This is a genomic window from Metabacillus sp. B2-18 (assembly GCF_021117275.1).
Classification (GTDB): Bacteria; Bacillota; Bacilli; order Bacillales; family Bacillaceae; genus Metabacillus.
Genome location: NZ_CP088246.1, coordinates 76,009 through 99,033, shown reverse-complemented (window position 1 = coordinate 99,033; position 23,025 = coordinate 76,009). Strand labels below are relative to the sequence as shown.

General features: G+C 32.3%; 19 protein-coding genes and 2 pseudogenes. 14 read left to right on the top strand and 7 right to left on the bottom strand.

Annotated features, from left to right (window positions below; translation table 11 throughout):
- The first annotated feature begins 188 nt into the window (after nt 1–188).
- The 11 genes and pseudogenes from LPC09_RS26090 (at nt 189) to LPC09_RS26040 (ending at nt 12,765) form a co-directional block, all read left to right on the top strand.
- A complete protein-coding gene (locus LPC09_RS26090) occupies nt 189–368 on the top strand; it encodes a hypothetical protein (RefSeq protein WP_098799779.1) in 180 nt (59 codons plus the stop codon).
- A gap of 191 nt (nt 369–559) precedes the next feature.
- Nucleotides 560–769 carry a hypothetical protein gene (locus tag LPC09_RS26085; protein ID WP_098799778.1) on the top strand — a complete coding sequence of 70 codons (210 nt, stop codon included), beginning with the start codon at nt 560–562 and terminating at the stop codon, nt 767–769.
- A 76-nt stretch (nt 770–845) separates the two neighbouring features.
- Nucleotides 846–1,757, top strand: a complete 912-nt coding sequence (locus tag LPC09_RS26080) for a YIEGIA family protein (RefSeq protein ID WP_098799777.1) — start codon at nt 846–848, stop codon at nt 1,755–1,757.
- Nucleotide 1,758: 1 nt separating this feature from the next.
- Entirely contained in the window at nt 1,759–1,965 is a 207-nt protein-coding gene (locus tag LPC09_RS26075) for a capping complex subunit for YIEGIA (RefSeq protein WP_098799776.1), read from the top strand.
- 44 nt (nt 1,966–2,009) lie between these two features.
- On the top strand, nt 2,010–2,162 hold the full coding sequence (locus tag LPC09_RS26070) for a hypothetical protein (protein WP_176551260.1): 153 nt from the start codon (nt 2,010–2,012) through the stop codon (nt 2,160–2,162).
- An 870-nt stretch (nt 2,163–3,032) separates the two neighbouring features.
- Nucleotides 3,033–4,442, top strand: a complete 1,410-nt coding sequence (istA, locus tag LPC09_RS26065; protein ID WP_231309851.1) for an IS21 family transposase — start codon at nt 3,033–3,035, stop codon at nt 4,440–4,442.
- Complete coding sequence (gene istB / locus LPC09_RS26060; protein ID WP_176551080.1) at nt 4,442–5,170, top strand: IS21-like element helper ATPase IstB; 729 nt, start codon at nt 4,442–4,444, stop codon at nt 5,168–5,170. The genes istA (LPC09_RS26065) and istB (LPC09_RS26060) overlap by 1 nt, the downstream gene beginning before the upstream one ends.
- Before the next feature lie 1,088 nt (nt 5,171–6,258).
- On the top strand, nt 6,259–7,710 hold the full coding sequence (locus LPC09_RS26055) for an IS1182 family transposase (RefSeq protein WP_212138016.1): 1,452 nt from the start codon (nt 6,259–6,261) through the stop codon (nt 7,708–7,710).
- Nucleotides 7,711–8,431: 721 nt separating this feature from the next.
- Entirely contained in the window at nt 8,432–9,643 is a 1,212-nt protein-coding gene (locus LPC09_RS27455; RefSeq protein ID WP_212138015.1) for a murein hydrolase activator EnvC family protein, read from the top strand.
- 1,567 nt (nt 9,644–11,210) lie between these two features.
- Nucleotides 11,211–11,621, top strand: a pseudogene (locus LPC09_RS26045) (BlaI/MecI/CopY family transcriptional regulator).
- Between the two features lie 292 nt (nt 11,622–11,913).
- Complete coding sequence (locus LPC09_RS26040) at nt 11,914–12,765, top strand: cytochrome c oxidase assembly protein (RefSeq protein WP_098796535.1); 852 nt, start codon at nt 11,914–11,916, stop codon at nt 12,763–12,765.
- 715 nt (nt 12,766–13,480) lie between these two features.
- Here the strand turns inward: LPC09_RS26040 and LPC09_RS26035 are convergent.
- The 5 genes and pseudogenes from LPC09_RS26035 to LPC09_RS26015 all read right to left on the bottom strand — a co-directional run bounded on the left by LPC09_RS26035 (nt 13,481) and on the right by LPC09_RS26015 (nt 15,577).
- Nucleotides 13,481–13,669, bottom strand: coding sequence for a hypothetical protein (locus tag LPC09_RS26035; protein WP_098796534.1), 189 nt, complete (start codon nt 13,667–13,669; stop codon nt 13,481–13,483).
- Nucleotides 13,647–14,230, bottom strand: a pseudogene (locus LPC09_RS26030) (Na+/H+ antiporter NhaC family protein). Before LPC09_RS26030 ends, LPC09_RS26035 begins: the two are co-directional and overlap by 23 nt.
- Nucleotides 14,231–14,413: 183 nt before the next feature.
- Nucleotides 14,414–14,560 (bottom strand): hypothetical protein, encoded by a 147-nt coding sequence (locus LPC09_RS26025; protein WP_176551032.1) that lies wholly within the window; start codon nt 14,558–14,560, stop codon nt 14,414–14,416.
- Nucleotides 14,557–14,697 (bottom strand): hypothetical protein, encoded by a 141-nt coding sequence (locus LPC09_RS26020; protein WP_176551031.1) that lies wholly within the window; start codon nt 14,695–14,697, stop codon nt 14,557–14,559. Before LPC09_RS26020 ends, LPC09_RS26025 begins: the two co-directional genes overlap by 4 nt.
- Before the next feature lie 145 nt (nt 14,698–14,842).
- Nucleotides 14,843–15,577, bottom strand: a complete 735-nt coding sequence (locus tag LPC09_RS26015; RefSeq protein WP_098796532.1) for a YwmB family TATA-box binding protein — start codon at nt 15,575–15,577, stop codon at nt 14,843–14,845.
- Between the two features lie 379 nt (nt 15,578–15,956).
- Here LPC09_RS26015 and LPC09_RS27710 point away from each other — a divergent pair, with 379 nt between their 5' ends.
- Complete coding sequence (locus LPC09_RS27710) at nt 15,957–16,229, top strand: hypothetical protein (protein ID WP_098796531.1); 273 nt, start codon at nt 15,957–15,959, stop codon at nt 16,227–16,229.
- Between the two features lie 46 nt (nt 16,230–16,275).
- On the opposite strand, the gene istB (LPC09_RS26010) is transcribed toward LPC09_RS27710, so the two are convergent.
- Both istB (LPC09_RS26010) and istA (LPC09_RS26005) read right to left on the bottom strand, forming a co-directional pair.
- Complete coding sequence (gene istB, locus LPC09_RS26010) at nt 16,276–17,040, bottom strand: IS21-like element helper ATPase IstB (protein WP_098799614.1); 765 nt, start codon at nt 17,038–17,040, stop codon at nt 16,276–16,278.
- A 1-nt stretch (nt 17,041) separates the two neighbouring features.
- Entirely contained in the window at nt 17,042–18,604 is a 1,563-nt protein-coding gene (gene istA, locus LPC09_RS26005) for an IS21 family transposase (protein WP_098799615.1), read from the bottom strand.
- A 562-nt stretch (nt 18,605–19,166) separates the two neighbouring features.
- Between istA (LPC09_RS26005) and LPC09_RS26000 the strand changes: the two genes are divergently transcribed.
- Both LPC09_RS26000 and LPC09_RS25995 read left to right on the top strand, forming a co-directional pair.
- Entirely contained in the window at nt 19,167–21,263 is a 2,097-nt protein-coding gene (locus tag LPC09_RS26000; protein ID WP_098796530.1) for a heavy metal translocating P-type ATPase, read from the top strand.
- A gap of 678 nt (nt 21,264–21,941) precedes the next feature.
- Nucleotides 21,942–22,814: a cation diffusion facilitator family transporter gene (locus LPC09_RS25995; RefSeq protein WP_098796529.1), complete on the top strand. Its 873-nt coding sequence runs from the start codon at nt 21,942–21,944 to the stop codon at nt 22,812–22,814.
- The last annotated feature ends 211 nt before the right edge of the window (nt 22,815–23,025 follow it).

Here is a 23,025-nt window from a genome sequence, read left to right as displayed (position 1 = left end):
ATATACTCACTCCTCTCCTATTTCAATATGATTTATTTTCCCCAAAAACTGAAGTTAATATTTAAATTTTTACCGTTTAATAAGAGAATGTAATAATACACCCTCTCCTATTTCCACTATTTGGATTGAGTTCGTTTAAATAATATAACTTTTAAAGAACAATATTAAAGGGTATGGAGGTGGTATTAATGACTAAACAAAGTAATTTTCCTTTAGCTATGACTAACATGGGGGAACCATCAGAAATGAGTCCGATTAAGGAAATTACTTATGAGGATACGGGGTCACCTATTATTGAAGTTACTCAACCTCTTACATCAAAGGAACCGCTTGAAATTAGAAAACCTTCATCGGTAACCTTGATTTGATTTAAATATATAAAGAAGGTAAAACGTATCTTATTTTACCTTCTTTATATATTTCTTACCCCATCCCTTTATTGGTGCTTTGTAACTAAAAGTGTTAGGAAAAGGAAAAGTTTATTTAATTAATTTTTTTAGCGAGAAGAAGAGACCACTCACTTCATATAGCTTAAATTATTAAGAAGGAGATGTATGACGTGGAGAAATACTTAATCTATAAGAATGGAAACCAGATTGATGAAGTAATAGAGTCCGTTGATGGAACCTTAATAGATGTTTTAGGTAAATGGTTAAATGAAAAGGAATTTAAAGGGACATATAAGATGATTGAACAAACAGAAAAAAAGCCTTGTTGTGCCGAAATCAATGATAACCTTTACTTTTCAATTGGATACGTTGAACTTTAGTGGAAAAGAAGATTTTTAATTAGTAAACGATTTTAATGAGAAGTAAATCTAAAATTCTAATTTTAGGAGTGAAAATATGAAGGACGGTGTTATTTCCTCAGAGCAAATTGCACTTATTGTTACTGCAATAATTATTGGAACGCTTGCTCGTGTTCTTACAATAAAAGAAGACTACCGGCAATATCCTAGTTATCCAAATGGATATTTAATTCATTTAATTACAGGATTTGTTGCCGCAGCTTTAGGAGCCGTAGCCATTCCAGCCTTAATGACTAAAAATTTTGTTGCAGTTACTTTTTTAACACTTGCTATTCAGCAGTTTCGAGACGTGCGCAAAACGGAACGAGAGAGTTTAAAAGACCTTGAAAATACTGAATACGCTTATCGAGGCGATGCTTATATAGATGGTATTTCAAAAACATTTGAAGCACGCAACTATTTTGCTCTTATTGTATCTTTTGCAACCGGACTAACTATTCAATTAGTAAATACAAATTCAATATGGATAAATATTATATGTGGAACTATTGTTGGTTTCATAGTTCTCTTTGTACTAAAACGATTTTCAAAGGGGAAGACAGTTGGAGATATTGCGAATGTAAAAGAAGGAAAGGTCGAAATAAAGGGGTCTGAATTATTTGTTGATGGGATATATGTATCGAACCAACTTGGGACTGAAAATGCCCGAAAGTTATTTGAAAAAGAGGGTCTCGCAGTTGTTATCTATCCTCGTGAAGAACATTTTCGTATAACTCTTGATAATTATGGACAGAGGCAGGCTATTTTATTTGAAACTACAAGGTCAGTAGGAGTTAAGAGGTACCATTTCACAAGAAAAGAATACGAAGAAGGACGGGTAGTGATTACGCTAGTTCCTATTATAAATGATATCAATAAACTTGTTGAAACAGTTAAGAACACCCCTTTGCTTGAAAGTGCAAAGAAAAGCCACTCAGTTATGCAAACAAATTTAGCAGGGAGGAAGTAAAATGGGACGTGAATCAACACAAAAACCAAATTATGAGATTCTAGCGTTTATTACTACTGACAAAGAAAAAGTAATAGGTGGTAAGCCACTGTCATTATTTGCAAAAGATGAAAAAGAGGCAGAATCTTTAACGGTAGATATCGCCAAAGCAATGAAGGCAGATGTAGTTCAAATGAAATCAGGTGACTACTTGGTCATCAGGTTATAAGATCTAGATCTTTTAATTAGTAAATCCTATAGGAGATAACGGAAATGAATGATAATTCTTGGAGAATTAAATCTTACCATAAAGGTAAATATACAGTAAGTGTTCGACAAAATTTTGAAAATGATCGTATTGATGAAGGAGATTGTCCAAAGGATGAAGTCAAAAATAATAAGTGTCATAACAATAAGTTAAAATAAATAAGGTGTATTCTGAATTCTCAAATATATTTATTTAATTATGTAGCGGACTGGATTATAAAAGGCTCAAACAGATTACCTAGTTCTGTAATATACAATATTTTTTACAGGTGAGCATATTTGGACATCTTCATTTAAGCAAGCATTTTTTTTAGCTGCGTTGTTAGAGGAATTTTTTAAATGGTTTCTATAAACATGTTGAATTTAATCAACACTAGTATATATAGGACAGCTGTATTTCTTGGATTTGTAAAGCTGGAAAACATCTTCTAATAATTGTTTGCTAACGGTATTGAAAAAGCTGTATTGCCCGTGTCTAACACTGTCTTTTTGGGTTATATGGGCTATATTTATGAAAAGGATAACTTTCCGTTAATGGAGAAAAATGGTATTTACTCGTTATTATTTTCTATCATTTTACAAGGTTCTATAGCTTTGGAGAATTCGATATTTTTTATCACTCTTAGCATTTTGTCAGTAACTTTTATTGATTTTTTATACTGTTTCAATATCTGGCGGAGAAGGTTCTGCATGTTTTGGCATTAAATATTTTTATTTTCTTCAAATGATACCCCCATATAATTCTGTTCAGGTACAACCTATCAAAAATGATGTTAGTATAAATCCCATTCTTCCTGTAATGAAAAAGTTCACTTCAAATTAAGTGAACCATATTATATAATATTATTCAATTTATATTGTACTAATAATATAGCTGTGTATTGCAAAATAGAAGTGCAGAGCTTTGCAAAGTAAAAATGCAGAGTTCCGCACTTATTTAATAGGTGCAAAAAAAAAGACTTGCCAGCCACCCCAAGTCCCTCTACTGTAATGGTGTCGAATCAATACAGAGTGGAGGAACATGAAAGGATGCTAGCAATGTCTGATATTAATTGTATCAAACACCTAAGAAACAAAAAAGGCTTATCTATAACAAAGATAAAGGAAACATTAGGGATTAATTGGAGAACTGCCAAGAAATATGCTGACGAGGATCAGTTACCAGATTCTAAGATTAAACAATCAAATGGAATGATGTATACAGATAAATGGGGAGAAATAGTTTCAGATTGGCTATTCGAAGATAGCAAATTAAAGAAAAAGTTACGCCGAACCAAGAAGCAAATATTTAATGAACTACTGGGGTTATGCTTCAAAGGCTCTTATCGTACGGTCTGTTACTTTATATCTGACTGGGAGAATAGTCATAACGAAGAAATAGATAAAGGACATGACCGATTGGAACATCCTCCTAGTGAAGCACAAGTAGACTTCGGGGTAATGGAGGTTGTTAAAGATGGGGAGTTTATCGATACACATGTTTTAGTTATGTCGTACCCGCATAGTAATGCCGCATTCGCTGCCCCATTACCATCTGAAAATCAAGAATGTTTTCTTCAAGGATTGAAACTCTTATTCACTCAATCTGGGGGAGTTCCTAGGAGAATTAGAATTGACAATTTAACTCCGGCTGTTAAAAAAGTAAGATCAAAAACTGAAGAGGCAAAATTAACTGATGCCTTTATCCAATTTCAAAATCACTATGGATTTGAAGTTCAGGTGTGTAACCCACGCAGTGGTCATGAAAAAGGTAGTGTGGAAAACAAAGTAGGTTATATTCGATATAACTTCTTTACAACATCTCCAGTCATGAATAGTTTTGAAGATTTAACGGAAACACTTCGTAAACAGCTCCAAAATGATAGACAAAGACTTCACTATGAAAAAGAAGTAATGATTGAGGACCTCTGGAATATAGAGAAGGACTTTTTACTGGAGTTGCCAACGGAAGATTATCCAATCTTTAAAGAAGTTGAAGCAAAGGTGAATAAGTTTAATGAAGCCAAGATTGATAGCACATTAATACATATTCCTAAAGCATCAAATTATCCATTTATATATTTCGTATTATATTGGGATAAATTTAAAGCTGTTTCCCCCGACGGGGAAATTTTATTAGAAGATTTTAGATCGTACATGAACAAAAAACGGGCTATTCCGTGGGTATCTATCTTCAAAGATTGGATTCGAAAACCAAGAGTAGTACCTTATTCAAGGTATCAAAAATACCTACCGGGTCGAGTTAATGATTACTTAATGGTTGATGATTTAGTGGTTCGTAAAGAAAGATTATTAGAATTAGTTAACTTACTTGTAACACATGATATGAAGAGAATTAATGAGGAATTTTATGATTTAATTTCTGGGAAGAATGAGAATCCCTTTGGGCTAGATTGGTCGGAATATGATTCTTTGGCACCACTAGAAAGGGGTGAGTAATGATGAGCGACACTATCCGTTCAATGTGTAAGTCATTAAGGTTAGCCTATGTTTCGGAAATTTACGAAACAATTCCATTTGACTCTCCGACACAGTATTTAGAAGCGTTATTTAAGGAAGAGTTTCGTTTACGTGATAAAGCAAAGGTACAGCGCCTTATAAAAAACGCCAAATTCTTAGATTCTAAGAGTTTAAGCAATTATGAATGGAACGAGAGAATCCGATTTCCAACACAAATTGATAAAGATGGTTTAATGAGCCTAGACTTTATCAAGCAAAAGCAGAATGTCGTATTAATTGGATCACCAGGGACTGGAAAGTCCCATTTAGCAACAGGATTAGGAAGAAAAGCATGTGAAGTGGGATATGAGGTGAGATTCTATCGTGTTTCTCTCCTCATTGAACAATTAGAACAGGCGTTAAAACAGGATAAACTGGCTTCCTTTAGAAAAAGGTTTGAAAAGGTAGATTTAATTATTTTGGACGAAATGGGCTATCTACCGTTCAGTAAGGAAGGATCAGAACTATTGTTTCAACTAATTGCAGAATGGTATGAACAGAAAAGCTTAATTATTACTTCGAATCTTGAATTTAGTCAATGGAACCGTATATTTATTGACTCAAGATTAACAGCTGCTTTAGTAGATCGTTTAATTCACCACGCACACGTCCTAACGTTCAATGGTGGAAGTTATAGACTATCAAACGCACTGTCTAAGGCTAGATAGGTATTGAAATCGGGTGGCAAAACTCTGCAAAAAGTCTTGCGCGACTCTGCATTTTTTTCTTGCAAAATACAATAGCAATTAGCACTCACTTTAGCATATTTGTGAACACCGTCAAATAATTATTATACCCCAGTTATTTTGTATGTAATTTATTTGTTATCTCATATATTAAACCTAAAGAAACATTGATATAACAACAAAAGAGGGAAGCTAATTCTTATGCGAATTGTCTCTCAAAGTATTTTCTCGCCTGCAACAGAACCCGTTAATAAAAACGGTACCTTTTTTTAATAAGAGAACGAAGGAATGGCGAAAGATTAGGGTAGGTAAGGTGTCTTTAATGAATTGGTTGGTTTATGGGTGCTCTCAAATTATGGATAAAGGTATGCTCACAACATTCCATTGTTGGCTTTACTTGATAAGATAAAATAGAAAACGATGTTTAAAAGAATTTGATGATGCAAAACTCGAACTGTTAGATAGCAATTAGGTTTAAAAGATACGAAATTCAATTTGAATATGGTAAGATAGTTTAAGTTTACTGAATATGATAGATATTTAGATTGGAAATTCGTTCTAGTATCAGGTTGGGGAATCTTGGTAATTTACATTCCTATATTTGTATGGGGGGAGCCGAATTGGATTTTAAGTCGGAAACGTCTCATGATATTGAAATAGTTATAAAAAAGAAGATTACATTTAGAACAGTGCTAAATATATATGGAATATTGGTCATTTTTGCATTAATATTATCAATCTTTACAGTCCCAATTTCAATTAATGAAAATATACAATTTCTTTACAATGAAGACTTAATAATGGAAACCAAAAAGATAAAGGAATTTATATTATTTATTTTTAGTATAGGAGTGATTTACTTCTTGCTAGTTAATATATTTTATAAATATAAGAATTGATAATCTATTCAACTTTATCAAACTAGTTAAAAAGCCAATATAAAAAACGCTTTGGATTTTGGAGGCCACTGAAAAAGTCCAAGAAAAAGGTAGAAAGATTCACTTAGGTGAACCTTTCTACCTTTTTTACTTTATAATTAAAATTATAAATATAAGTGGGTGGTTTTTCCAATGATACAAAAACAACAAACAATGATGTTTAGTCCATATGTGGCTCTTTATGATATTGTCGTTCCTCAGGATAATATGTTACGCAGAATTAAGGATCTGGTCGACTTTTCTTTTATTTACGAAGAATTAAAGGATAAATATTGTCTAGATAATGGGCGGAATGCGATAGACCCTATTCGTATGTTTAAATATTTGTTTTTGAAAACCATTCATGATGTTTCAGATGTTGATATTGTCGAGCGTTCAAAATATGATATGTCCTTCAAATATTTTTTGGATATGGCTCCGGAGGAAGCCGTTATTGATTCAAGTTCTTTGACTAAGTTTCGTAAACTTAGGCTAAAAGACATGAACTTATTAGACATGCTTATCAATAAGACGGTGGAGATTGCCATTGAGAAAGAGATTATTAAAAGCAATTCTATTATTGTAGATGCAACCCATACAAAGGCGCGATATAATCAAATGACTCCAAAAGAAATACTTATGGAGCGCTCCAAAAATCTTAGGAAAACCATTTATAAAATTAACGAGAGTATGAAGATGAAATTCCCCGTAAAGCCAAACAATGATGTACTTGAAGATGAGATTACTTATTCCCAAAAGCTCATTGAAGTAATTGAAAAGGAAGAGAGCCTTTTAGAGTATCCAAAAGTTAAGGAACATCTTAATCTCCTGAAAGAAACCGTTGCAGATGATATCGAACAGCTCCAGTCCATGAAAGACCTAGATGCCAAAGTCGGACACAAAGCAGCTGACTCATCATTCTTTGGCTATAAAACTCATCTGGCGATGAGTGAAGAGCGAATTATTACAGCCGCAACGATTACAACCGGAGAAAAAAATGATGGAAAAGAGCTGCAGACACTTATTGAGAAAAGTATAGATGCAGGAATGGAAATTGAAACGATAATTGGAGATACTGCGTATTCCGAGAAAGACAACATTCAATATAGTAAGGAAAATGGAATCAAACTGGTCTCAAAATTAAATCCTTTAATAACTCAGGGTACCCGAAAAAAAGAGGATGAATTCGGATTCAATAAGGATGCGGGCATGTATGTCTGCAAGGCAGGACATATGGCTGTACGGAAAGCTAGGCAAGGTAAAAAAGGAGTAGGTAAAAACCAAGTTGATACCTACTATTTTAATGTTGAAAAATGCAAAAGATGTCCTTTCAGAGAAGGGTGCTACAAAGAGGGAGCCAAAAGTAAAACATATTCTGTTTCCCTTAAGTCAGATCAACATTCATCCCAAGCACAATTCCAGAAAAGTGTATATTTTCAGGAAAAGTCTAAAGAACGTTATAAAATTGAAGCGAAAAATAGTGAGTTAAAACACAGACACGGGTATAATGTGGCAAAATCCTCGGGTCTAATTAGCATGGAATTACAAGGTGCCATGGCTATATTTACGGTAAATATTAAAAGAATACTAAAGCTACTAGGGTAAAATTAGAGAAAAACATGTGGCGAATTCAAAGAAAAAACCGACTTTTTTTCCTTTTTTAGGAATTAAAGTCGGCTCTTTTTAAATCCACATGAATAATCTTTAAAATCGTCAGATTTTCAGTGGCCTCGGATTTTGAAGCGTTTTTTTGTTTGCCTAATTTACCTTTTATTTATTTTTTCAGTTTAACTTATCTTATTATAAATAGTTATGCCATCTTACACAGTTAAGTCACGTTTTCTTCGCATTATTTAAACTATATAAAGTAGTGTTAATTAAAGTCTAATATGTAGATTGAAGTAAAATACTTTAGCGAATCCTTCCACAGAAGGCCTTCACACCTAACTTAATCATAAAAATTGAATTTAAGAGAATACCTTTGGTGATTAGATAAATAAGATTTTTGTAAGATCCAACTATAATAAGACCTGTTGTGAACGATTATTTAAGCGGTATTTTCATTGTAGAAAAAAACAAGTATCCATTTCAGTGATATGAAATAAAAATGTAATATTTTTATCGCAGAATTTGTCAGATTTTAATGATATAATGGCTACTAGCTTACCAGACTACCCCAATATTTGTTTAGTAAACTTTTTGAAATCATGTTCAACGGATTAATTGGACTATACTAAGTATTTAATATACTTAGTAATATTGTTACTGCAATGCACTTTTTGTTTGCTAATTTTCTAAAGTAATGTACATAAGGGAGGAAGACAGCGTGAGTAAGAAGATACTGTCTCTTGGATTGGTTGCTTTATTAGGGACAAGCACCTTGGTAATTCCTACAAATAGTAATACTGTTTTTGCAAACACTGAATTGGAGCAGAAAAAGGAAAATATCCATAAAAAGCGTTCTGGTGTCGATTCAAGTATTCAAAAAAAAAGAAGTGAAATTTCAAACTTGGAGCAAAAACAGAAGAGTCTTGACTCGGAAATCAAACTTCTAGATTCGAAAATGACCGAGACAAACGAACAACTTCGACAAAGTCAGGGGAAGATAGAAGAAACTAAGGAAAAAATAGATGAGTTAAATAAGCAAATTAGGGAAGTAGAGGAGCGTATAGAAGAACGTAATCGTCTTTTAAAAGACCGTGTACGCTCAATACAAGAGAGTGGTGGAGTAGTTAGCTATTTAGATGTCCTACTAGGTTCACAAGACTTTAGTGATTTTGTAAGTCGTGTCAGTGCAGTAACAACAATTGTTAATGCGGATAAAGAAATTATTCAAGAGCATAAAGAAGATATTAAACTTCTTGAGGAAAGTGAAGTTAAACTGAATAATGAACTTAATAAATTAGCAGCAGCTATAACTGAGCTTCAATCTTTGAAACAACAATTGAAGTCACAAGTTGCAGAAAAAAGTATAATAATGGAGCAAGTGAAGAATGATCAAATAGTAGCAGAAAAAGAATTATATAAGTTAGAAGACGAGGTGGATTTTCTTAAAGAGCAAGAAGCAACCATTAAAATAGAAATGAAACGTCAGCAGGGATTAAAAGATACAACTACAACAGCTTCAAACAGATCAACTACTCCCTCAACAAATGGTAGTTTTATGTGGCCAGCAAAAGGGACTTTCACTTCTGGATATGGTGCTCGTTGGGGAAGATTACATGCTGGGGTTGACTTGGCAAATAGTGCAGATAATGTTCCCATAGTTGCATCTGCCGATGGAACAGTTATTCGTTCATATTACTCTAGTAGCTATGGAAATGTCGTCTTCATTTCTCACAATATTAATGGAAAAATATTCACCACTTTATATGCCCATATGGATTCCAGATTAGTAAGTAGTGGACAATCTGTAAGTAAGGGTCAACAAATTGGATATATGGGAAACACTGGTCGATCAACAGGAAAACATTTGCATTTTGAAATTCACGACGGAGCCTGGAAAAACCCAATTAATCCAATGAAATATTTACCTTAAAATATCTTTTATAGTTTATTTAGGAGCTTTAGCTTGTAGACAAAGTCTGATTTCAGGCAAGTCAACAAGCTTTTTTTAAGTAAATTAAGCAAGTGATACCGTATTGAGACATGTTTAAACAACTTCCTTAATTTATTTCTTCTTATTTCATTGAATTTAATGTGATTAGAAATCATTATTGAAGTCAACAGAAGAATTCTATAAAATTACGCGGAATCTAGGGGTTATCAATCCCAACTAATTGAAGAGATAAAAGAATGTCAAATTAGCCTATGGAAGTGAATACTAAATTGACAAAAAATTAAGGGGGGTCAGTTTGTAAGTAAATACAAAAGCGATGGTTCAAAAAGGAAAGATATAAAAATCGAATATTTGGTCTAATCTTTAATATTGTGAATAATAATTTCGTTCATTATTAGAACATACCTCTCTCTTTTGAATCGCTAGAATAAAAAGCCTTATTCTATTTTAAGTGCAAATTTAGCAATGCAATTTTAGGTGATAATTGACGACCTATGTATTAAACTCAGTATCACAATGGAACTTAAATTTGTACTTAACGATCCCTAAAAAAGGGCTTTTTTGAGTCTCTGTTGTTCATAACAAATTGTGAATTTGAAAGGTTCTCCCTCATTTTAAAAATGAATATTAGGTGACAGATACTTGAATTTTATTGATTTAAATATGATTATGTGTTCATATTTATTTTATAATGTTTCAATGGAGGTTTAATTATGATCAAAATTTGATAATCCTAACTATTTATATAAACTTCTTAATCCTAGCTCATAGACGGAGAAAAACCGGTCATTCTGAAAAAGGTACACTTCTAATTTTGGCCTTTACTATTATTTTTTTGTTTGTGAATTTAAAAATATGGAGAAATGATAATAATGCTATACAAGCAACAAGGTTGTTATTAATCTAATACTTTAATCAGGATTTAAAAAAGCTATTTCTACTGAAAAAAACGTTATTTGTTCCCAGTTGCTATGTGGTATCAAGATTTTCCATGTATCCGTTAACAAAAAGTATGAGAGGAAAATTATATATTCGTAAAAGAGATAAACTCCTAAATAGATGAATAAAAAGATCCTGAAATTATATTAGTTAAAATATATATAAGAATAGCATACCATGTAGGTACTGTGTTAATATTTCATGGCTTTATTACAATTCTTTTCTTTAGATGTAAAAGTGATGGTAATATAAGGGCTGGTATATAATGAAAAAAGTTTCATTTTTATTTATTTTTGTTAATTTCTACACTATTGTAAGACATCAAATATTTTTTTTGAATTATACTGTCATATGGCTTCCCTATTTTCTAATTAGTATTACTTTCTTTTTAATTATATTTTTTTATAAAAAAGAAAAAACGTTATTATGTATTGGCGGACTACTAATTAGTATTAGTTCTTTAGTAGTCTATTCTTATCATTTTTATTTATTGAACTAGGAAAAAAAAGGGGACTTTTCAAAAGTTGTTAATTTCTATTTTCTTGTTGAAATTATAATTACTTTGTCTAGTGTATTATTTTTGGCAGCAATAGGTAGGTGAGAATAAGTGAACATAAACACGTTTAATTTTAATGAGGTGGGATTAAATCGGTTTTTTGGCCCTTTAGAATCAAAAATTATGGACACTCTTTGGGAAGGTTCTGAGATGAGTATAAAAGATGTTCAACAAAGGCTTGAAGTAGAAAAAACAAATAAATTTTAATACAGTTTCAACCGTTATGAATCGCTTGGTGAAAATAGGAGTACTCAAAAAAAGAGTTCAAGGAAGAATGTCAGTATTTAAGCCTACCAAAACAAAAGAACAATTCCTTGAAGAGCCATCTATAAAAATAGTGGAAAATATAATGGATGAGTTTGGAGAGTTAATTATTAACCATATTTAGACTCATTAGAAGATATAGACCAAAGTTTACTGTGTAAACTTGAACAAAGAATTGCCGAATTAAAAAATCATTAGTTGCTTTTAAAAGATTATTTTATTACGAGATAAATTAAATCATTCAAAAGGAAATTACAAAACTTTAAATACTCCTTTTCATTATCTTAAAAAAAATGTAATTCATCATATGTTTGTGATCTTTAAGATTTTGTTTCAATTACCATTTCTAAATTTTAAGTGATTTGATAAATTGTCAAAATTTTAGTCTCTTATTTTAAAACTTACTTTTAATTTTGAGTTTTTATTTTTTATAAAAGAATAATATTGAGTACTTTTTTAAAAATTTATGATAAAGGAGTTGTAACATAGAATGTCTAATATGGAACACACAGGACAAGTGAATTTCCTAACAGGCTGGAACCCGTTTTTATTTCTGATTCTTTTAGTGTTAGCGGGTTGTTATTTATACATTACAGGACAAGGTAGAAAAAAATGGGATGAGTCATATCCGGTCAATAGGACCAAAAAGTTTTCCTTTCTTTTTGGAGTATTTCTATTTTTTCTTGCAAAGGGGACACCCTTAAATCAACTTGGACATTCTTTATTTCTAATTCATATGGCACAGCAATCAATTATTTATTTAGCTGTTCCTCCTTTGGTATTGGTAGGTTTACCATCGTGGTTAGTTAGCTCAGTGCTAAAAATAGATCTATTACGAAAGGGTGTTACATTTTTTACCAAACCTTTAATTGCGATTTTTTTATTTAATGTTTTGTTCTCTTTCTATCATATTCCATTTATTTTTGATGCTATTATGTCTAATATGTTATGGATGAATTTGTCGATTTTAATCTTGTTTCCTATTGCTTTTTTAATGTGGTGGCCAGTTCTATCACCAATACATGGTATGAATGAGTTAAAGCCATTGCATAAAATAGCATATTTATTTGGAATGGGTATCTTGCTAACACCAGCGTGTGCTTTAATTATTTTTTCAAAGGATATTTTATATCAATCATATATTGATTTACCTAGACTTTATGGAGTATCTCTTCTTGATGATCAGCAATCTGGAGGCATTGTTATGAAGGTCATGCAGGAGGTAATTTATGGTTTCGTATTAACAAGAGTTTTCTTTAAATGGGTTCGAGAGGAAAAGATTAGAACTATAGAAGAGGACAAAGTGAGGTTAGAACGTTTAAAACAAATTGAAAAGCTATAATACTTGGTTAATGTGGTGATTAATTTATAAGAGGATAGTAACTACATAAAAGAAAAAATTCTATTGTCATTAAAGTGGTAAGATCTATTGAAGATCTGTAATCGAAATACATATGTTCTTACATGAATGATTTCTTAACACAATTCATGATTAATACTAGTTCTTTTTCGTAGATATTAAAAACAATGTGGAGAAAAAATGATACCAATAATTGTTCTATTTGCTTGTATAGGTTTAATTCTAAATCTTATAGGTATACGCATTTTAATTAGAGATGTCAGACAAACGATGAAAAAAATATAATGAAAAATAGTTACTTGGGGAAAGAATAAATACTTACTTCAATATGTATAAAGTTTGTTATCATACATCCTTTTTATCTTGTAACTCATATAGCTGTTTGTACATCAGAGTTTGTTTATGTCTACCATTCACAATTCACAGTTTTATAGGAGGTTCTTTTTGGTGAAGATGAGAAAAGCTGTAGTGTTTTTTACATTGGTAATTATTTCGGCAATATTAGCGGTTATTGGAACGTATTAGGTTGTATATTCACTATGATTTCCAATGTTTTTCCTAATAAGCTTAACAATTAAAACTCGGAAACTAATGAGTAGTTTAGAAAATATGGATAATTATTAATAAATAAAGCCAGCATAGATAGTGTGATATGCTGGTTTTATTACGTTATCTGATATATTACAAAATTCAGGTACTATTTTATAGACCAACCGATTTGCATCTTAAGTCTAGTCAAAAATGAGTTTTTATCTTGTAGGACATTGGAAAATAATACAGCAATTACAAATAATATAGATGAGATTCCTACCGCCTTAATCGATGGCGCAATTTTGGCTTTAGCGTAGTTTACAACAGGTAAATCAAAAAACGATGCAGTCGTCACCGTGGTTTCTCCTAAGGGGGAGGTGAATTCTCCAAATGAAACCAGCCGCAAATACTGTTCCCACCGTTAAAGGTAATGAAGCTCCCGTTGCTTGGGCTAACGATACTGCTAAAGGCATGAGTAATCTCCATGTACCACAAGATGAACCTATAAAATAACCAATAAAGACCCGAGCAAAAAAATTGTTACTGGAACTAAGGTTTTTGGTATAAATTTTCCTGCCGTTCCTGTAATAAATTTAGAAAAACCAAGGTCATCTGCCAAATCTGCTAGCGCCCAAACAAGAACTAATAATATAATTGCCATCATTAACTGGTTTCCACCGTGAAACATTAGCTCTGAAATCTTTTCTTTATGAAAGAGGTATAAGATTAAGGCAAAAATAACGGTGGCAAAAAAAGCAATTAACATGGCTTGAGTTGCATCTGCTTGTTGTACGGCATCTATAAATGAAATTGCTCCCTTACTAAGTCCATCTTGCCAAATGAGATAAAAGTGCTGGTTAAAAGTAAGAGTAGGGGAATTATAAGATTTAAATCTTTTGGTTGAAATTTTTTCCAATTCACTTTCAATACTATCTCTATGTACCTATTCCCCTTGGCATAAGCAAGTTTTGACCTCGTCACGTCAATATTATTCTTCACGGACTTCATAACTGGTTCAGTAGTCATAACTCTAAATTCACAATCCATAAAAGAAACAAGAACAGTTGCCCATGTAACGATCAAAGCACTTTTCTCAGTTTTAATACGCTTTTTTTACTACATTCGCAAATTCTTTAATGCCTCCAGTAACATGCATCATGCCAACAAGTCCACCAAAAACGAAAAGGAAAACGATAATAAGAAGATTTCCCCTGTCTACAAGGGCGCTAAAGATATAATCGCTCATTTTCTTTTAAAAACCCCTGGTTGGAATGAATATGAACCAACGAAAAGTCCCAATGTTAAGCCTACTAACACCTGACGGGTCAACATAGCTACAACTAAAGCAACGATAAACGGAATGATTGAAAACCAATTTTCCATTATATTACTCCTTTTTTATTGATAGACCTTCATTAATATTTTCAAAAAGATAAACATGAATTCAAAAAATACTGAACTAATGTACACTCCAAGTAACAGTATTAAACTTTAAGGTACGGCGGTTATTGGCCTTAAAAAGTAGTTATTAATATTCAGAAGTTATAATAGGGGTACCAATAGTCACTTTTATATTTTCATTAGAGTCATTTGAGTTTCTGTATACAATATGTAAGTTCATAAATTGATTATTTCCAAGAGGAAGTTTTGTGTTCCAACGATCAGTGTATGCAGATACTGATACGAAGTTTTTTTCGTTAAGACTTTGTAGCTTTTCACCGGAGAAACTCTTTAATAGGTTTGTAGCTTCTTCATATATAGGTTCATTTATCCTCGTAGTACCTTCAATCGTATAATACACAGAACCGTTCTCTATCTTTGACTTATATAGAGTTGAGATATTAGACCACTTTTTTTTGTCCCAGTTACTACCTTTTATATCGTAAGTAATACTTAAATTGTATTTATCTTTCAGAGGGAAGTATATAATAAGGATTTTTTCATTGATATCCAAATTTGATGATTCTCTTTCGCCAATAATTTTATAATGGCCTTCCTTAAATTGCGTTTTTGTCCATTTGAATTCTCTTTCTACACTTTTGATTTCCTTTATTCTTTTGTTTATATCAATTGTATTGGTATATTCTGTGATAGGTTCTTTTATATACATAGACCATTTATCTATTTCTATATTATGCTGTTTAGCAATCTCTGTTATTTGCATTAATTCATTATTATAATTTAAAAACGCTTTAGCTTCTTTTATAAAAACCGATATTACAAAAATACTACATAACAAAAATACAAGATTTGATTTTTTCATTGTTCTCAACTCCTCACTAAGAGGATAACCAATGAAAATAATAAATATACGTAGGTTTAATAGATTCTTAGATTTAAAGAACAGGTGTTTCACAAAATATAATGTTTCTTAATAAGAGGAGGGGGTAAATGAAAATAATGTAAGCGATATGAAAAACGAAAGTTAGTGAGTAATCAATGTTAATCAATTACGGAAATAGAAACACGAGAAGTATGACTAGTACATATAACTGTACTTATTGTGCCTTTGTGTTCATTTTTAAGCATACAGAAGTGATAAAAAAACAAAAAAATAAAAGGTTTGAAGAAAATGATAAAAAAAGTCAGATGCGTAATTCTGTTAATTCAATATAAAATGATCTTCTAGTCAAAACCACCCATTGGTTTTCCTATATAAATATACAATAAAAGAAAAAGGATGGCTAAAAGGAATAAATAATCCCTATTATAAACAAAAGGTCTTTATTAATCGAAACCTTTATTATCCATTTACAAAAGAAGAAGTAGAAAATCTTCATGTTAAAATAAAGTTGATAGAACCAAGAAAAGAGTGGAAAACCCCTGAACAAGTGCCTAGAATAGTCAGCAAGTTGTCTGTTCTATTTAAGGATGAACTTTTATTTGAGGTTCCTATTTATTATGATAATGGATAATGAAAGTAGGTGTGACCGTCAAGTAGAATGACACAATTTTTGCTCATTAATTTGAAACACTTTGTTCCCCAAATATGGTAGAACGATGCTTCATACGATAACTATCTTCATTTAAATGAATAATCTCTACTCGATGCAGAATTCTATCTAGAATAGCTGTTGTTATAGCTTGATCTCCTAATAATTCTCCCCATTCTTTTGGAGCCTTGTTAGAAGTTAGAATAATGGACGATTGGTTATATAAATCGTTTATTAAATGGAAAAACATATTTGCTTCTTGTTGATCCATTGCCATGAACATCAAGTCATCTATGATAACTAAATCTGCTTCTCTAATTCTCTTCATTCTTGCTTTAGATTTGCGCGTGAATTCTTCCGTTTTCAGATTATGAACTAGGTCTCCCATTGAAGTAAAAATAGCTTTGTATCCTTGGTTTATTGCCTCTATACCTAGCCCGACCGCCAGGTGCGTTTTGCCTACACCAGGCGGTCCTAGTAATATTAAATTGTATAACTGTTCAACCCAAGTTAAGTCTCTTAATCTATTTAATTGTTTATTACTTAAAGACTTCTGTTCTTTCAAATTGAATTCCTCGAGTGTTTTACTAAAAGGAAAGGTAGCCCACTTTAAGCGATTATTTAATTGCTTTTCCTCTCTTCGAGCTTGCTCATAGGTTGTTACATCTAATAAAAATTGAGTGAATGATTGGTCCTTTTGCTCAGCTTCTCTGATCAAATGGGGTAGGTGTTTGGCAGTTTCAACGAGTCTTAATGCTTTCATTATGTCTTGTATTTGTTGAAGTTGACTCATCTTATTTTACCTCCATTAACACCGTGTAAGAATCTACTTTTCTTTTGTGTGCATCTGTTTCTAAAACCCATTCAGACAGCTTGTTCAAAGGTTTGATTTCTATTTTGTTTTCTATAACTGTTTCATTTATCTGGCGTTGACGTTTCACATATGCAACGATATCGCTAAAATCTGTTGCACTAAATAGTTTCCTTTTTACGCACTCTGCTAACGCCTTGGTTAGTACTTCGCTATTGCTTTCTTTTGCTTCACGCAAGATAATTTGCAGTTGGTCTTTAATGTAACGAGGATTTTTCTCTCTAACCTTCTCTAAATATTGATAGGCTCGTTCTTTATCTTCAAATTCCTCGGCCACTGTGCTAATATATGCTTCGACTCCTTTTGTACGGTCTCTACTATGTTTTCTATCTTTTACTAATTGGCCTTTGCCATTTGGAATCATATGTTTTGCAATGATTTCGCCAGTATCAGGGATATAAATAATCAGTTCTTTATTCTCCGTTTCCTTGATACATACTTTATCCAATTTGTTGTATGTGCCAAGTGGAAGAGAGTACCGATTTGAACCGAAACGAATTGTATTGTCCTTATGGACACACCTTGCTATACTTGTATCATAGTTATTTTGAATATCTATTTTTTTGGAGACCGGCTTTAAGTGTTGCTTTTCGAGGAGAAACACTTCAAACGGTCTTTTTTTTGTTGTGTTGTGTACCTTAAAGTTCCCAGTTCTGTTTAGCCATTCCCAACCTTGTTCGTTCCAGGAATCAATGTTATGGAATACTCTATGTTTGGCAAAGTTTTGTTTTATGAATCCTACAACATTTTCTATTCTTCCTTTACTTTCTGGGTCAGCTTTGCGACAAACACGAAGGTTCAAACCCCTAGATTCCCTATAATTTTGAAACTCTTTTGTTAAAATTAAATCTCCACCATTTTCACTAACTACAATTAAACTATCTTGATCATACACAATCTCATTGGTCATTCCACCGTACCACTTGAATGCATTCTCATGCGCTCTAATTACATCCTGTGTTGTAAAAGGTCTATCCAACCACTCTTTATATTTTTGTCTAGAGTGGGAGAGGACAAAGGCTATAAAGGTTAGCTTAATCTCCTTATTATCAGCTGTCTGTTGCCTTGTATGTCCGAAGTCTACCTGCATTTGTTCGCCCATCGGGGGATCGGGGATTGCCTCATACATTCGAGGAGACGTTTCTTTTTTTATCTGGTATTCTTCTCTAAGATCCTTTACATAACTTCTAACTGTACTCTCCCCAATATTTATATCTTCATATTTCTCCAGAAGCCAATCATACACTTGTGCAGCTGACATATCCGGATGCATCCTCAACCAAGATAGTATCAGCTCTTTATTGGGATCTAGTATTCTCTTTTTATTCTTAAGAGATTCTACCCAATCAGCCATCTCCGAAGGTGATTTCTTCAAATGTCTGTAAACTGTTGACCTTGAAATCCCTAACTTTTCAGCTATTTTAGTTTGACTAAATCCTTGTTTTAATAATTGTCTTATTTCCATGTACATTTCCCACTTATCCACCTTTTCTGACCCCCACTGTAAGTAATGAAACTATTATTCATTTTACAGGGGAGGAGTAATATTCATTGCTGGTATATTTGGGTAAATAAGTGTTTCATCAAATCAAGCAAAACTTGTATACTTTATTCTAGCAGTCACAGTAGGGTATGAAGCGGAAATAATGGCAGCAAATGCATACCTGGGAGGTCTGACAAACATGTTAGCACGCTACACTAGGTAAACCTATGCTTATTATAGATAAATAATCTATGTGAACAATACGTTCTCTTTAAGTAGGTGCTTTACTAAGTTCTCCTGAAGACCCCTAGGATTCACCATTTCTCCTTTTAAGGTAGGTACCATTGTGTATATTCTGTTTGACACAAACGGAATATTTTTTTATTATTAATTTATAATACATGAACACATTATCATATATTGGATTAGAACTGGTTAGGGTGATAATAATCTGAAATACCTTAATTTATATCTATTCTGATAGTAAACCTTGAATAATTAATGGTCATAACATAGTCATCAGGTAGAAAACTATAATGAACAAGGCTGGTAAGGAGGAACTTTAATGTCCGAACATAAACTAAAAGGTCTCTCTTGTGGAAACTGTGCAAGGGAAATGGAGGATGAAATAAATAAATTGGAGGGTGGCCAAGGCTCAAGAATTCTATACAATAGCAGCAAACTTATTTTAAATGATCAAGTTGATATCCAAAAAGTTGAGAAAATATTATCCTCTGATGGAGCGGTTATCTTAAGAGAAAACCATCATGAAAACTCAAGTTCTGGTCATAATCACGGTCATGATCATTCCCACACAAATAGTAAGCGTATGATAATGTTACTTGCCTCGTCAACATTTATTTTCTTAGCAGCTATTTATGCCGATACCCAACTTGATAATATCGTGCCTATTATCATGTATTTGGTTGCTGCAGCTGCCAGTGGATATCCTACCTTTATAAAAGGTGCAAAAAATCTTTTCAAATTAAAATTTAATATTGATACATTAATGACGATTGCCTTAGTAGGTGCATTCTCAATTGGAGAATGGAAAGAAGGAACGTTAGTAGCTATTCTATTTGGAGTAAATGAACTACTTGAAGGATTAGGAATGGAAAAAGCTAGAAAATCAATGGAAGAACTACTAAAGGTAGCTCCTAAAGAAGCGACCTTGATCGATAATGGTCAAGAGCGAATCGTGGCAATTGATACGCTTAAAGAAGGTAACTTGGTCCTTGTTAAATCTGGACAAAAGATTCCTTCGGATGGGATCGTTGAATCAGGTAAAAGTTCAGTAAATGAAGCAGCTATTACCGGAGAATCAATGCCGGTTGAAAAAGAAACGAATGAAAAAGTTTTTGGTGGAAGCATTAATAATGAAGGTGTTTTAAAAGTAAGAATAACGAAAGAATATAAGGATTCTTCTTTGGCTAAGATACTACATTTGGTAGAAGAAGCTCAAGAAACAAAAACACCTACAGAACAATTTATAAATCGTTTTGCAAAATATTATACACCAATTATCATGGTGATTTCAGCATTAGTAATGCTAGTACCACCACTTTTATTTAATGGGGACTGGGGATCATGGTTCTACCAGGGTTTAGCTGTTCTGATTGTAGGCTGTCCATGTGCCTTAATTTTATCTTCCCCGATTGCAATTGTTTCTGGTATAGCTCACAATGCCAAGAACGGAATCCTTGTGAAGGGTGGAGTTTTTCTTGAACAACTTGGGAAAATTGATACGATAGCATTTGATAAGACTGGTACCTTAACGAAAGGTCATCCTTATGTAGAAAAAACGGTTGTATATGACGAAGGGGAATTTTTTCATATTGCAGGATCTATAGAGAAGTCTTCTTCTCATCCGATAGCAAATGCCATAATGGATAAGTTAAGTGATTTAAATGTTTCTTATACTGATCCAGAAGAAATCAATACTATTTCTGGGCAAGGTGTAGCAGCAGTCATTAATGGGGTTGAATATAAAGTAGGTAATGAAAAAAGTATTAACTTTATTCTCCCTGCTGAAGTATCAGAAAATATTAGTTCACTAAAAAATGATGGGTATACACTTGTGATAGTTGCAAATAATGAAAAAGTGTTAGGGTTATTTGGGATTATAGATGAAATTAGACAAGAAAGTAAGGATATTATAGGAGAACTTTATTTAGCAGGAATTAAAAATACTGTTATGTTAACAGGGGACCATACCAAGACTGCAGAAAAAGTAGCAAAGCAAATAGGCCTAACAAAATATTATGCGAGTCTTTTACCTGATGAAAAAGTTACTAAAATAAAAGAACTAACTAAAAGTGGTAAAGTTGCTATGATAGGAGATGGTATTAATGATGCTCCCGCCCTAGCAACAGCTGATCTGGGGATTGCAATGGGGAAAGGGACAGATAGTGCGATTGAAACGGCTGATATTGTATTAATGCAGGATCATCTAGGGAAACTTCCATCCGCAGTAAGAATTGCAAAAAAGGTTAATAAAATTATTAAATTAAATATAACATTAGCCTTAGGACTCAAACTAATTGCTTTACTGTTAACGATTCCAGGTCTGCTTACATTATGGATTGCAATTCTTTCAGATATGGGTGCAACAATATTAGTAACCTTAATAAGCCTAACGATAATGATTGAAGATAGGAAGTAATTGAAGACTTTCATATGAGTATTAAGGTTTTTAATTTTTATCTGTAATATTAATAAAAGGTTAGTGGGACATCTAGATTGAAAGTTCCACTAACCTTTTTATTTTACTAACGAAAAAGACATAAGAATGATCACGGTGTTTATGACGTCCATGTCTATGTGGAGCCTAACTAATTAAATGATCTTCCATGCTTTTATTTATAAATAAAGCGTTGCTTGAAAAACGTGTCTGTGGAGTATTTACAAACCATAGTAATAATATGACAGTTCTGTATATGTTATAAAGAAAACGGTGACCGGGGGTAAAATGTAGTGTTTATTTAGAAAATGACACTCAATTAATTCTCTATTGTTAAAAAAGGGAAGTGCTTGATCTAAGACTGATGATAAATATAAGAAATTTTTAAAATAGCTGTCTATTTAGTAACAGGTTCGGTTTTCAAGTGCAAAATTTAAAAATGCAGTAAAATAGGTAGTTTAGATATGAAGTGCAATTAGACTACCTATAAAGTTAAAAAGTATTTAACAACGCAATGTCCCACATATTACTGACATTGCATATGTCATGAATTTTTGAAATTTAATTTGAATTTAATTATACTTTATAAAAATACCTGAATAAGTTAATTACTATATATAGCCTGTATAATTTTTAATGAAGCCTTAATAGGGGGATAACATGATCGATAATAATTTAAAGAAAGCTGAAAGAGGCGTATGGATAAGTATTTTAGCTTATATCATTCTGTCAGGAATTAAATTAATCGCAGGTTATACTGGGAATTCAAACGCATTAAAAGCTGATGGGTTAAACAATTTAACGGATATTATAGCATCAGCAACTGTTTTAATTGGTTTAAGGTTTGCACAAAAGCCTGCGGATGAGAATCATAAATATGGTCATACAAAAGCAGAAACAATCTCCTCACTAATAGCTGCTATAATTATTTTTATGGTGGGACTACAGGTTGTTATAGAAGCTTTTAACAATTATTTCTCACCCACAGATAATAAACCAGAATTATTTACTGGATTTATCGCTTTATTGAGTGCTGTATTTATGTACTTAGTATATAGATACAACAGAAAATTGTCCATAGAGCATGAAAGTAAGGCACTTTATGCAACTGCTCAGGATAACCGTTCAGATGCTTTAGTTAGTTTCGGTGCATTTATTGGAATTGTTGGGGCATATTTAGGGTGGGTCTTTCTAGATTCTGTTACAGCTGCAATAGTTGGTTTTATTATTTGTCATACTGCTTGGGACATTTTTAAGGAAGCAGTTCATGAGCTAACAGACGGCTACGATGCTGAGAAGCTAAAAGAGATAGAAGAACTAATTAAAAATACACCTGGAGTAAAGTTCGTTAAGGATATAAAGGCTCGGGTATACGGTAGTCAAACTACTGTAGATGCAATTGTCTACGTTAAATCAACTCTCACAGTTATTGAAAGCCATAATATAAGCGACAAAATTGAACAAAACCTTCGAGACAGGTACAATATAAAAAGCGTACACATACATATTGAGCCATATTATTATAAAAACTAGGAAAGTATTCAAAGTCCTATAAATTGAGTTATAATGTTATATATAAGTAATGTTGATATTTTAGAAAATAATATAAAATCTATTAAGAAAATATATGAAATATTTTAAAAAGTTAAATAACCTTTTGAAATCTAATTATGTATTTTTAATTTACTATAAATGGGAATAGAGGGGGGATTGTCGCCAATAATTTGATTTATTTGACTTAATT

Excerpts from the sequence above, each read along its gene's own strand:
- LPC09_RS26020 (WP_176551031.1), bottom strand. The coding sequence starts at position 14,697 with ATGGAAAATTGGTTTTCAATCATTCCGTTTATCGTTGCTTTAGTTGTA.
- istB (WP_098799614.1), bottom strand. The coding sequence starts at position 17,040 with ATGAGTCAACTTCAACAAATACAAGACATAATGAAAGCATTAAGACTC.
- LPC09_RS26000 (WP_098796530.1), top strand. The coding sequence starts at position 19,167 with ATGTCCGAACATAAACTAAAAGGTCTCTCTTGTGGAAACTGTGCAAGG.
- LPC09_RS26090 (WP_098799779.1), top strand. The coding sequence starts at position 189 with ATGACTAAACAAAGTAATTTTCCTTTAGCTATGACTAACATGGGGGAA.
- istB (WP_176551080.1), top strand. The coding sequence starts at position 4,442 with ATGATGAGCGACACTATCCGTTCAATGTGTAAGTCATTAAGGTTAGCC.
- LPC09_RS26040 (WP_098796535.1), top strand. The coding sequence starts at position 11,914 with ATGTCTAATATGGAACACACAGGACAAGTGAATTTCCTAACAGGCTGG.
- LPC09_RS25995 (WP_098796529.1), top strand. The coding sequence starts at position 21,942 with ATGATCGATAATAATTTAAAGAAAGCTGAAAGAGGCGTATGGATAAGT.
- LPC09_RS26025 (WP_176551032.1), bottom strand. The coding sequence starts at position 14,560 with ATGAGCGATTATATCTTTAGCGCCCTTGTAGACAGGGGAAATCTTCTT.
- LPC09_RS26075 (WP_098799776.1), top strand. The coding sequence starts at position 1,759 with ATGGGACGTGAATCAACACAAAAACCAAATTATGAGATTCTAGCGTTT.
- istA (WP_231309851.1), top strand. The coding sequence starts at position 3,033 with ATGCTAGCAATGTCTGATATTAATTGTATCAAACACCTAAGAAACAAA.
- LPC09_RS26070 (WP_176551260.1), top strand. The coding sequence starts at position 2,010 with ATGAATGATAATTCTTGGAGAATTAAATCTTACCATAAAGGTAAATAT.
- LPC09_RS26055 (WP_212138016.1), top strand. The coding sequence starts at position 6,259 with ATGATACAAAAACAACAAACAATGATGTTTAGTCCATATGTGGCTCTT.
- LPC09_RS26015 (WP_098796532.1), bottom strand. The coding sequence starts at position 15,577 with ATGAAAAAATCAAATCTTGTATTTTTGTTATGTAGTATTTTTGTAATA.
- LPC09_RS26080 (WP_098799777.1), top strand. The coding sequence starts at position 846 with ATGAAGGACGGTGTTATTTCCTCAGAGCAAATTGCACTTATTGTTACT.